Raw genomic sequence first — 12,342 nt, 5'->3', positions numbered from 1 at the left:
ATATAATGATATAATGGAAAGAGAAGTTAGGCAAGAGAGGATGGAATTTTAAAGTCATGGCATCACGAATATTGAAGTATAAAAAATCTATAGTTATCACGTTCGTTCTTCTTGCCATCATCAGTGCAGTTGTCCAATTTACAGTGTCTGTTAACTACAATATGACAGATTATCTGCCGGAGGAGTCCCCTTCTACCATTTCAATGGAAGTGATGGAAGATGAATTTGACGGCAATATGCAAAATGCAAGGGTAATGATTCAGGATGTATCCATCCAGGAAGCCCTTGTGTTTAAAGATGAACTGAGCAACATTCAAGGAGTCACAGATGTTAACTGGCTAGATGATGCGATTGACGTAAAAATGCCAATCGAAATGGCAGAGGAAGATACCGTCGAATCTTATTATAAAGACAATGCAGCATTATTCACCTTCGCGATTGAGGAAGAGGAAGAAGTAAGAATCACCGATGAGGTCTACGCGCTTATTGGTGAGGAAAATGCGATGGATGGCGAGGCTGTTGACACCGCCGTCTCACAAAAAATGACTGGTTCAGAAACGATGACCGCCGCAGCTATACTGATACCAATCATTATCATTATATTGGTTTTATCCACTTCATCATGGATGGAACCGGTGTTTTTCCTGACAGCAATTGGAATTTCTGTTTTGATCAATTTAGGAACAAATATTTTCATCGGGGAAATTTCCTTTATCACGCAATCTGTTGCGCCAATCCTGCAGCTCGCAGTTTCCCTTGATTATGCGATTTTCCTGCTTCACAGTTTTTCGGATTACCGAAAAAAAACGGAAGATCCGCAAGAGGCAATGAAATTAGCAATGAAGCGATCCTTTCCCGCTATTTCAACCAGTGCAGCAACTACTTTTTTCGGGTTTATCGCATTAACATTCATGAATTTTGAAATCGGTGCGGATTTAGGTTTAAACCTGGTGAAGGGGATAGCGCTTAGCTTTATCAGTGTAATGGTGTTTCTGCCAGCATTGACGGTTTTACTTTATAAATGGATTGATAAAACACAGCATAAGACACTGATACCGACTACGTGGAATGTAGGAAAGTTTTTAGTCAAAATCAGAATACCCATGTTAATTATCGTACTGCTTTTCATCGTTCCAGCATTTTTGGCACAAAGCCAGACCAATTTTATTTTTGGTATGGGAGAGCATCCGGATAATACAAGAGCAGGCAGTGACGCTATTCAAATTGAAGAGACATTTGGAGCGTTTACGCAACTGATTTTACTTGTGCCGGAGGGAGACATTGCCAAAGAGGAACAATTAATTCAAGATTTAAGAAGTCTTGATCCTATAACTAGCAGCGTTTCCTATGTTGACGCAGTCAGTACTGGAATCCCGCCGGAATATCTGGAAGAAGAAGTAACAGAGCAATTCTTCTCGGAAAATTTCAGCAGAATTATCCTTAATACAAATACAGGTGATGAGGGGGATGCAGCATTTGAACTTGTTGAAACAGTGAAGGATGTCTCTCAGGATTATTACGGTGATGGGGCATATGTGCTCGGGGAAAGCGCGACATTATATGATATGAAAAATACAGTCGAACGAGATAATACGGTAGTCAATCTGCTCACAGTCATCACGATAGCGGTTGTTATTATGTTCGCTTTCAGATCCATTTCGTTACCTGTCGTGTTATTATTAACGATTCAGTCTTCTGTATGGTTCAATTTATCTGTACCTTATTTTACCGGATCTTCTTTAGTCTTTATTGGCTATTTGATTATCAGTACGGTTCAACTTGCAGCAACCGTGGATTATGCCATTCTTTATACAGAGGAATACAGACAAAATCGGAAGGAAATGTCAGCCTTTGTGGCAGCAAAGAAAACGTTGAACGAGAAAATATTCTCGATCACCGTATCCGCTTCAATATTATCAAGCGTTGGGTTCATCTTGTGGCTGACATCAACGAACCCGATTGTAGGATCAATCGGCTTGCTGCTGGGAAGAGGAGCATTGCTCGCATACATTTTAGTCATATGCTTTCTCCCTGCGATCCTCATTATATTTGACAAAGTGATTAATAAAACCACAATGAAAAATGTGTAAACACCGGGACGGTTCTTTTGGGACTGCGCTAAATGCTCGTCCCACCGGAAAGATTTGTTTCATTATTTGACTGGTGAGCTTCACGCAACAGTAGAACCGTCCCTTTGTTGCAAAAAGGAGAATTTTTATCATGAGATTTAAAAAAACGTTTCTAATATTTCTGGTCGGCTTGCTGGTGTTCCCTTCCCTTTTCGCCACTGCTAATTCCGAAGAGGAAAAAGAAAGACAATCGCAAGGAGATGGAAATTATTCTTTTAAGGATGAGGTGATCTATGGGACCCTTCATCCAAATGGATCACATGAAGAAATCTACGTCGTTAATCATTTTAATGTGAGTAAATACGGTGATTTAACCGATTATGGAAACTACGACAGTGTCAAGAACCTGACCGATCTGAGTGTAATTGAACAGGATGAGAACGAAATTCATTTCACAGCAAATGAAGCTAATTTTTATTATCAGGGGAATATGAATAATGCAGAACTGCCATGGGATTTTACTATTTCCTATTATCTTGACGGAGAAGAAATGGAACCTGAAGCCCTTCTTGGTGAAGAGGGACACCTTGAAATAGAAATCTCCACCTCTCAAAATGAAGAGGGTGAAGCATTATTTTTCGAAAACTATTTAATGCAGATTTCACTCACCGTGGATCCGGAACGCTACAGTAACATAGAAGCGGAAGAAGCAACGGAGGCCAGTGCCGGTACAGACAAGCAATTCACTTTTACAGTGATGCCGGGAGAAGAAGAAACCATCCGATTTTCAGCTGATGTGGCAGATTTAGAGCTGGATGCGATTGATATTAATGCTGTTCCTAATTCCATGTCAATTGATGAACCGGAGACGGGTGAAATGACGGAAGAAATGGACTCTCTGACAGATGCCATCGCAGAAATCAATAATGGGGTTGGAACGTTAAGAGACGGCGTTTCCGAATTAAACGCCGGGGGGACGGATTTGCAGGATGGATCTGCACAATACCGGGACGGGATGGAGGAACTTGATCAATCCTCCACCGAATTGGTGGACGGCTCTGCGGAAATTAATCAGGCATTAGAAATGGTGAGCAATTCGCTTTCAACAGAGGATGTTGATTTTGACTTGGGTGAGTTGACCATGTTACCGGATGAGCTTAACAAAATGGCTGGTGCAATGGAAGAAATAGCAGATGGTTTGGAAGCGTTGAAAGCGGGCCATCAGGATGCTTATAATGCATTGAATGAGGCAATGGAAGGGATTCCGGAATATGATTTTGATGAAGAGGAAATTATTGAGCTTTATATGGGTGTAGGAGGAGAATCTGAGGCCCTTGATCAATTACTTGATGCTTATGAAGCAGCACTTACAGCCAAAGGCACCTATGATGCTGTAAAAGAAGCATTCCAGGCAGTAAATCCAGTGTTGAACGAAATCATCGAAACTATCAGGGAACTTGAAACTGCTTTAAACACAACCTCAGATGAAATTTCAACTGCTATCGATAATATGGATGTCATGGACCCAATCACGCAGTTGACCGAGGGATTAACAGAGATTTCTTCCAGCTATAATGAATTCCACTCCGGCCTAGTAAGCTACACAGAAGGAGTAAGCGAATTATCGAATTCCTATCGTGATTTGCACGGCGGGATTGTTGAACTAGGAGAAGGAACAAACGAGCTAGAAGAAGGTACAGGGGAGCTTCATGACGGTACAGAGGAACTATATGAATCTACAAACGATTTACCTGATCAGATGCAAGAAGAAATTGATGAGATGATTTCAGAATTTGATCATTCCGACTTTGACCCTGTGTCGTTTGCGTCAGAAGAAAACGAAGATGTGAACTCGGTGCAATTTGTACTGAGAACAGAAAGTATTACAATGGAAGAAGAAGAGGAAGTAGAGGAGCCGGTTGAAGCGGAAAAAGGCATGTGGGAACGATTTCTGGATTTATTCAGATAAAATGTAGGGAACGGTGGTATTATAACAACCGTTCCCTTTTTGCATGCAATTCTGTTAATATGATGTGTAGTACATATCAAAGGAGTTTAATTTGCAATGAAAGTGACCATACTTTATGAAGATAATCATTTACTATTCGTTGAAAAGCCTGTCAATATGCCAGTGCAAGAAGATAACTCAAAAGATCAGGATTTGCTTTCCTATTTAAAAGAGGATATAAAAATCCGTCATAATAAGCCTGGAAATGCTTATCTCGGACTTGTTCACCGCCTGGACCGACCTGTAGGTGGTGTAATGGTTTTTGCAAAAACATCTAAAGCCGCTTCCCGCCTATCCGATACAATAAGAAAAAACACCATGGATAAAAAGTATTTAGCTGTAGTACGCGGGCGACCTGAAAAAAGCAAGGCAACCTTGGAAGATTATTTAGTAAAAGATCACCGGAATAATCAAGTGTATGTAACGAAACCTAATTCCAATAATGCAAAAAAAGCAGTGTTGGATTATGAAGTTATTGGAGAAAAAAATGGTCTAAGCCTTCTGTCCATTAACCTCCATACCGGAAGACCTCATCAAATACGCGTTCAGCTCTCGTCACGAGGTTTTCCGCTTTATGGGGATCAAAAGTATGGTAGCAAAGTAAATAAACCCGGACAGCAAATTGCCTTGTGGTCTCACACTTTGTCGTTAGAACATCCAACAAAAAAGGAAGAGATTAGTTCTGAATCCGGTCCACCGAATGAATATCCATGGAGTCTTTGGTAAAATCTAAATTAATATTTTGTAAATAAGAAACAATCTAAGTGAATGTTTACACCTTCACATGCTAAAATGGAGTTAGAAGGATAAGGAACAGATTGATTGTTAATATGTTAGTTATTGCCTCCATCCTCTAGCATAATTTTGTAATACTTGTAATGTGGAGAGAGTGACTTTACTTTTAGGGTGAACTTTTTACTTGGGTCGTGCAACTTTACTAAGTTTAGAGAGAACTGATACTTGAGTTGAGTGATTTCACCCCTGGCACGAGCGACTTTTTCGGTATTCCGAGCGATTCCAAGCGTATGCCTAGCGAAACCATAGATTATTGAGCGAACTTATACTTTTACCAAGATTATACTAAATGTCCAAACGAGTTTGCCTGTTTCCATTTTGAGCAAAAGTTCCAGGCTGCACATACTACTTGTCTTTAAAACAATCTTATGAGAGGAGCAATTGTACATGAACCATCCAATCGTCCAAATGATCTTCCGAATATTACTTATACTATTGCTCACTGTCATTGGACTGTTTCTGCTTTTCCATTTCTTGAGACTAACTTATCCTTTTCTGATAGCGGCCATGTTTGCGTTTCTTATCAATCCTATTATCCGCTTACTGGAAAAATATGTACGCTTTCCGCGACCGATTGCTGTGTTGACAAGCATTCTACTCCTCTTTGGGGTAGTTGGCGGGTTGGTGACCATCCTGGTTAAAGTGATTCTTGATGGAATTCTTTATTTATCGGATTACATACCTTCACAAATTGAACAGATATCCAATAATATACAAAATTATTTTAACGAATACATATTCCCGCTATGGGACCAGGGTATTGGTTTACTCGACAATTTAGAGCCATCCCAGCAGCAAGCAATGCAGGAAGGCATTCTCATTGTTGGAAACAATATAGCATCTTTGCTTGGGAATCTTGGGCAAGGAATCGCCAACGGTATTACCACTTTTATCGGTGCGCTCCCTATTACATTTACAGTTATTATATTTTCGATTTTGGCCATTTATTTCATTAGCAAAGATTCAAAAAGATATGCAGCAATTTATAAAAATAAACTCCCATTGGTTTTCAGGAAAAAGACCAAGCGTGTGCTTCTTGATTTGAAAGTAAAGATCTTTGGATTCCTCAGATCGCAACTTATCCTGATGATCCTTACCGCCATTGTCAGTTTGATTGGATTATTTATACTGCGGGTGGATCAGGCGCTTACCATTGCGGTTATTCTTGGGATTATCGATTTAATACCATACTTTGGCCCAGGGCTTATTTTAATCCCCTGGAGTATTTACAGCTTTTTCACAGGCGATATTTTCCTGGGAGTCGGGCTGCTCATACTTTATGCTTCCACGGTCACTGTCCGACAAATAGCGGAACCAAAAGTATTATCAACAAGCATGAAGTTAAACCCGCTCGCTATTCTCGTATCCATGTTCGCCGGTTTACAGCTGTTCGGATTAATTGGACTTGTGATAGGACCGATTACATTGGTACTTCTCATATCTTTATATGATGCTAAAGTATTTGATGGTTTATGGCGATTCGTAAAAGGCGGGACATAGGGACAAATATTTACGATGGGACGAGCATTCAGCGCAGTCCCAGGTGAAATGTCGCGCTATGCGTGAGACCGTTCTCCCTTCTCCCTGGGCACACATATATAAACGCAGCATACAGTACTTCCAGGCATATGCTTGGAGGTATTTTTATGGAAAATTACGTAAATCAGATTTAAAGTCATTGGGAAGGCGATCCATTAATTGATCCATTATTTGTGGTACTTGTTCCGGTGCGGTGGTAGAAAACCCTGTCCCTTTTATGATATTTTCACTTTTTTTAACGTTTTTAGTCAAGAAGTCTCCATCTTCAACCGTGTGAAAGACGATAGCCCAACGGTAAGGTGGCGATGAATTAGCTTTCGGTCAAGTACGTCTTTAGACGTGCTAATTGATCGAACATATGTTTCTATGATAATATGAAGTGTTCTTTTATAACTGGATATATGTGGTTGTATGGAGAAACTAAATGCGAAAACCAAGCTATCCTTCCGTGCGTAAAATATCCAAGGTAACAAAAGAAACTCCGAATCGTCGAACATCTAGGGAAGGAACTTCCCGAAGTAACGCTCATGGAGACGAAAGGTTGCTTTCGTTGTGGAAGTGAGAAGCTCCCTCTTCAAGCGTAGCTAAGTGGCGAGTAGTTCACATAGCCCCTTACCATGTTGTAAACAATCCGTTAATTTTTCATGTATGTCTCTTACCTTCGGCATAGTCAGTTTTCATTATTTTCTATTGCGCTAATAACATATTCGAATGCCTGTTAATGATTATCAACTTCATAAAATTCGCTTCTCGAAATGTTTGCGTTATTCGGCAGCGTATCATTAAGTATAATCGATGCTGTTTCCGGCAGTGATATTGTTTTCCTTCGCTAGCGCTTGAATGATGTGCTAACCGAACTAAAATATCTTCTAAATAATCGCGAGTCATTTTTTCTACTAACCGTACCATAAACTGTACCTCTATTATAACTCATGAAAAGACAAAGTGACAGATCACCAGTCCACTTTCCGTACTATAATAATCCATCGGGCGAAGATTCTACTGTTACGAGTAAAAATATACTTCCAAAATTTTTGGGGAGCACTGTTTGGATCAAAGGGGATAGCCATCCAGTGCTCCACTTCAACTGTTTTTTCTGCCTACACCCTAACAGGCCAATCCTCTTTGTTCTCGGCCATATCCCAAAACATATACTCAAACAAGCTAGTTTTTACTACGATCTCTTCCAAGAATGCTAATTCTCTCTCCGGCTTTCCTTCCGCTATTTCATTCATCAGGCTCTTACAATCTTCAGCCAGCTCAGTAAATTCTTCAGAGGAATACATTTTTACCCAGTGACCATAAAATTCATGTTCCAATGCACCCGGCCATTTTTCAAGTTTTTTGCCAATAAAATTATAGCTCCATGCACATGCAAGCACAGACGCCACCACATTTTCCACTCCTCCGCGCTGTGATACATTCAGCATGTAGCTTGTATAAGCCGTCGTCGTTGCGGCAGCACCCGTTTCCTCCAGCTCCTCACGAGAAATGCCGAATTGAGCAGCATACTGCCGGTGCAGATCCATTTCCATATCCAGCGTGCCATGCAGCAGCTTCGCAAAAGTTGCCATCGTTCTTAAATCCTCTGCTTTCGCACTTCCCAAGGCAAAAAGCCTGGAATACTCTATTAAATACACATAGTCCTGCTTCATCCAATGCTTAAATTTTTCCCTTTCCAGCCAGCCTTCCCCAAGCCCTTTAACAAAAGGATGCGCTAAGTATGAGTTCCAAATTGGTTCTACCTTGTCCCACAATCGATCCGTAAATAATTTGCTCATTTTCTCTTCCCCTTTTCATTTAATAGATTTTTTTCGTTATTAGTTGATTGCAGAATTATCTCACCTCTTTAACCCAAAAGGAGCAAGCACTAAAAACCCATCACCGGCAACAGGGATGGGTTCAGCAATATTTTTTGATAATCATAAAAATTGCTAGTTCCACTTCCCTACGCCAGCTTTACCTGGATCAGGTTCAAAGGGTCGATCATCTCTCTCAGCATTTACATGCTCCCCCAGCAGAATTAATTTTATATTTTGCTTTCAATACGAGTATAGGCGGATTAAGTGAAAATAGCAAGTACAACCAGACAATTCACCTGTCTTTTTACCCACCCTATTACAACGAAATAACACCTAATAGAATTGCAATAAAAATTAAAACAATACTTAGCCCCCACAACCAAAAGAAGGAATAGCGTATATGTTTTCCCATTTCCAGTCCTGCAAGACCGAGTGCAAGCCATAATGCAGGTGAAAAGGGACTTACAAATGTCCCGACAATATTACCGATAATCATTGCATATGCCGTTGAAATAGATGCAATTCCAAAAGTTGCACCTATCTGCTCTACGACAGGCAGTAAGGCAAAGTAATAGGCATCTGTACTTAATAATAGATCAAACGGTACCCCCAACATACCGATAATGATATGAATGTATGGAGCAATAAATTCAGGCATTACAGTTACCGTATCTTCAGCGATGGAATCAAGCATTCCCGTGCCGCCTAAAATTCCTAAAAAGGAACCTGCAGCTAATATAATCGTTGCCATGGTTAATGCATTTGGTGCATGTTTACGAAGTGCCCCGTTTTGATCCTCTGCTTTTCTAAAGTTAAGCGGCAGCGCAAGACATACACCAATCATAAACGCCAAGCCAGCCGGAATAATCCCTGCTATTAACACACTGATCACGGCTACGGTTAACGCTACATTCAACCAATACTTTTTCGTTTTTGTTATGTTTTCTTTTCCATTCTTTTTCCTGTCAAAAACGGTGCCATTACCTTCTGTTGCTGCAATTGCATTTTCAATACTTCCATAGTGAGAAATAATTTTTTTCTTCTCCCGCATCCCCACAAACACTGCTAAGCCAATCATTAAAACCATACCAATGATCTGAACAGGGATCATCGGACGCCACAAGTCAGTCGGATCCATTCCCAATACAGAAGCCGCGCGTCCAAGCGGGCCTGCCCAGGGAATCATATTCATGATACTTGCACTTCCAGCAGTTAATAATAAAAGCAAATAAGGACTCATTTTCATTTGCCGATAAATAGGCAATAGTGCTGGAATAGTTATCAGAAAAGTAGATGCTCCAGAACCGTCCAGCTGAGATATTGCAGCTATAAATATCGTTCCCACTGCAATTGTAACTACATTTCCGTGTGTCATCTTTATCATTTTATCTATGATCGGATCAAATAGACCGGCATCCTGCATAATACCAAAAAATAAAATAGCAAATATAAACATAATGACTACTTGTATGACAGAAGCAATTCCGTCACTGAAAAAATCACCGAGCTCCGTTATTTGAAAGCCCGCTACCAGCGCCCCGATAATAGGAACAACTACCAAGGGGATAATCGGCGTCATTTTACCGCGTATGAGCAAAACAACAATGGTTATTATCGTAGCAAATCCGATTAAACTTAACATAAATTAAACCTCCATTACATCTATAGCATAAAGATAACGTTTTCATAGCGTAACAACTATTTTTATAAGTTATCATAAAATGAAATGGATATATATATTTGCTTCAATAGTTTTTTATTGCTTTTTAGAATCATTTTGTTCATTTTGTTTACGATAAATATATTGTCTTAGCGGCCGGCCTACATTACCGTAGTTCAAAGCTGCATCGACTTTATTGATCGTTACTAAGTATTCCATATAACGTCTAACGGTGGAACGGCTCATTCCAAGTGATTTACTTATTTTCGTAGAAGTCATCGGTTCGTACGCATCATCTTCCAGAAAATTAATGATTTCCTGGAGAGTTAGCGGGTCGACACCTTTAGGAAGGCGCTGGGCGGGAGACGCTTCCTTACCCCCGTCCACGGAAGATGAGCCGAATATTTCATCGACATCCTTTTGGGTAAAACTCCTTTTATACTGAATAAGTTTTACATAATCCTGATAACGGTACAATGCTTCCTTTAATCGAGTATGATCAACCGGCTTAATTATATAATCAAAAGCACCAAATCGCTTCGTTTCTAAAATAGTGTTGTCGTCATTCGCTGCTGAAATGATAATAATATCCACTGTCGGATACGATTGGCGCAAGGAATGAAAGAGCGATAGACCTTCTGTATCGGGAATAAAAATATCCAGCAATATGACCTGAGGCAGACGTTCACATTCCTTTAAAAATTTCAGTGCCTCTTCACTTGATTTCACCGACTTGTCTACTATAAAACCCGTAATATTTTCTGTGATTTCCTGATGAATACCCGCAATCCTAAAATCATCTTCAATGATTAATACGTTTATTTCCGCTTCCATGCTTACACCTCACCCTTAGGAATAACTATTACAAACAATGTACCGCCAAGATCGCTTTCTTCAAACATAATTTCACCGCCAACATCATTTAGCATTTTTTTCGTTAGTGCCAGGCCAGTCCCTCTTCCTGTTATACCTTTTGTCGAAAATCCCTGTTCAAATATGCTTTCTGCAGGTTTTTCCGAAATGCCTTGTCCAGAATCCTCAATTTCAAAAACAATATCATTTCCTGCATCAGAAAAATAAATGGATATTCGCTTATCCGAAGGTCGACTTGATTTAATGGATTCAATCGCATTTTCAATGACGTTACCTAAACTCGTTAATAAAGCCTCCTGTTTTTCTTCTATCAAGGGACTTTTCAACTCACTGTCCTCATGAATATGAAAAGCTATACCTAATTCATTTGCCTGGTTATATTTTCCCTGCAAGAGTCCATGTACCATTGGATCTGCTACATGATTCGTTAAAAACGTCAGCCAATGATCCTGAATATTACTCTCCTGTTTGATGTAAGCTTCAGCTTGATCGATGTTATTCAGCTGCAACAAGCCTAAAATTGTATAAAGTTTATTGGAAAACTCATGGGATTGCGAACGCAATGCATTGGCATATTGCTTTACTTGATTTAGTTCCTGCGTTATATGTTCCAGCTCGGTTTTTTTCCTAAAAGTTGCAACCGCGCCGGCAGGTTCCCCCTTTTCTTTAATAGGTGTGCGGTTTACCAGGACTACATCGTCTCCAATAACCATTTCGACATCCGATTCTATTTTGTCATGCATGTCAGCAAACAGTTTTTTAGGGCCAGCCTCATCCCCTTCTTTGCCATTGGCGAAAATTTCCCGCGCTGATTCATTGATCATTGTCGTTTCCCCGTTTTGGTTGATGGCGACAATTCCTTCTTTCGTTGATTGCAGAATGGCTTCTCTTTGCAGTAATACCTCAGATATCTCTTCCGGCTCCATAGAAAAAAGCAACCGTTTTATATAGGTGGAAATACTGACCGCACCGATAATACCGAGTAAAAATACAGAAGCTATCACCAGCCAGATAGAAAACTGCTCATCGCTAATTATCTCCTGTACGTCCTCGGTTAAAAATCCAACAGAAACAACGCCAATTATTTCATCATCCTGGTCTCTGATGGGAACTTTTCCCCGAATAGCCGGTCCGAGTGAACCCGTCTGTTTGGACACATAGGACGCTCCTTGTTGTAATGCCCGTTCGTTATCTTCCCCAACCATTTCCTCCCCAATGCGTTCTTCAACGGGATGAGAATAACGTATACTGTTCTTGTTTCCGACTACAATATATTCCGCATCTATTGTATTTCTAATCGGATCCACTATTTCCTGAATCCCCCCGGTCGGATCATCCAGTTCCACATGATGAATAATATCTTCCATACTTGCGACAGATGTTGCAACACTCAGTGCTCTATTCCCAATCTGGTCTTCAATTGTTTTGGTTATAAAATGGTTTAAAAACAATCCGAGGATAAGCAGAATACCAATAATAAGCACACTAATAAGCATGATCATTTTTATATTTAAATTAAAAAAACGTTTGGAATTACGCTGATAAGGAAAATTCCTGTTCATAACCGGATACCCCTTTGCCTTGTATCGTACTTCT

General features: G+C 40.1%; 9 protein-coding genes and 1 riboswitch. Of the genes, 4 read left to right on the top strand and 5 right to left on the bottom strand.

What is annotated here, in order from left to right; translation table 11 throughout:
- The first annotated feature begins 56 nt into the window (after positions 1–56).
- From ACDX78_RS06125 to ytvI, 4 genes are all read left to right on the top strand, one after another.
- Positions 57–2,090 (top strand): efflux RND transporter permease subunit, encoded by a 2,034-nt coding sequence (locus tag ACDX78_RS06125; RefSeq protein ID WP_486026201.1) that lies wholly within the window; start codon positions 57–59, stop codon positions 2,088–2,090.
- Positions 2,091–2,220: 130 nt separating this feature from the next.
- Entirely contained in the window at positions 2,221–4,038 is a 1,818-nt protein-coding gene (locus ACDX78_RS06120) for a YhgE/Pip domain-containing protein (protein WP_486026199.1), read from the top strand.
- A 96-nt stretch (positions 4,039–4,134) separates the two neighbouring features.
- Entirely contained in the window at positions 4,135–4,803 is a 669-nt protein-coding gene (locus ACDX78_RS06115; RefSeq protein ID WP_486026197.1) for an RluA family pseudouridine synthase, read from the top strand.
- Positions 4,804–5,259: 456 nt separating this feature from the next.
- Positions 5,260–6,372, top strand: coding sequence for a sporulation integral membrane protein YtvI (gene ytvI, locus ACDX78_RS06110; RefSeq protein WP_486026195.1), 1,113 nt, complete (start codon positions 5,260–5,262; stop codon positions 6,370–6,372).
- 144 nt (positions 6,373–6,516) lie between these two features.
- Here the strand turns inward: ytvI and ACDX78_RS06105 are convergent, their stop codons facing one another.
- The 5 genes from ACDX78_RS06105 to ACDX78_RS06085 form a co-directional block, all read right to left on the bottom strand.
- On the bottom strand, positions 6,517–6,663 hold the full coding sequence (locus tag ACDX78_RS06105) for a hypothetical protein (RefSeq protein WP_486026194.1): 147 nt from the start codon (positions 6,661–6,663) through the stop codon (positions 6,517–6,519).
- 848 nt (positions 6,664–7,511) lie between these two features.
- The gene (gene tenA / locus ACDX78_RS06100) at positions 7,512–8,192 is read right to left on the bottom strand and encodes a thiaminase II (protein ID WP_486026192.1); all 681 of its coding nucleotides are present in this window, start codon (positions 8,190–8,192) and stop codon (positions 7,512–7,514) included.
- A 147-nt stretch (positions 8,193–8,339) separates the two neighbouring features.
- Positions 8,340–8,437: riboswitch (TPP riboswitch) on the bottom strand.
- A 92-nt stretch (positions 8,438–8,529) separates the two neighbouring features.
- On the bottom strand, positions 8,530–9,855 hold the full coding sequence (locus tag ACDX78_RS06095; protein ID WP_486026190.1) for a CitMHS family transporter: 1,326 nt from the start codon (positions 9,853–9,855) through the stop codon (positions 8,530–8,532).
- Positions 9,856–9,969: 114 nt separating this feature from the next.
- Complete coding sequence (locus ACDX78_RS06090; protein ID WP_486026188.1) at positions 9,970–10,707, bottom strand: response regulator; 738 nt, start codon at positions 10,705–10,707, stop codon at positions 9,970–9,972.
- 2 nt (positions 10,708–10,709) lie between these two features.
- A complete protein-coding gene (locus ACDX78_RS06085; protein ID WP_486026187.1) occupies positions 10,710–12,308 on the bottom strand; it encodes an ATP-binding protein in 1,599 nt (532 codons plus the stop codon).
- Positions 12,309–12,342: the final 34 nt, after the last annotated feature.

The sequence above is a fragment of the Virgibacillus oceani genome (assembly GCF_041521345.1).
In the GTDB taxonomy this organism is placed as follows: domain Bacteria; phylum Bacillota; class Bacilli; order Bacillales; family Amphibacillaceae; genus Virgibacillus_N; species Virgibacillus_N oceani_A.
This window is presented reverse-complemented; position numbering and strand designations above follow the sequence as displayed.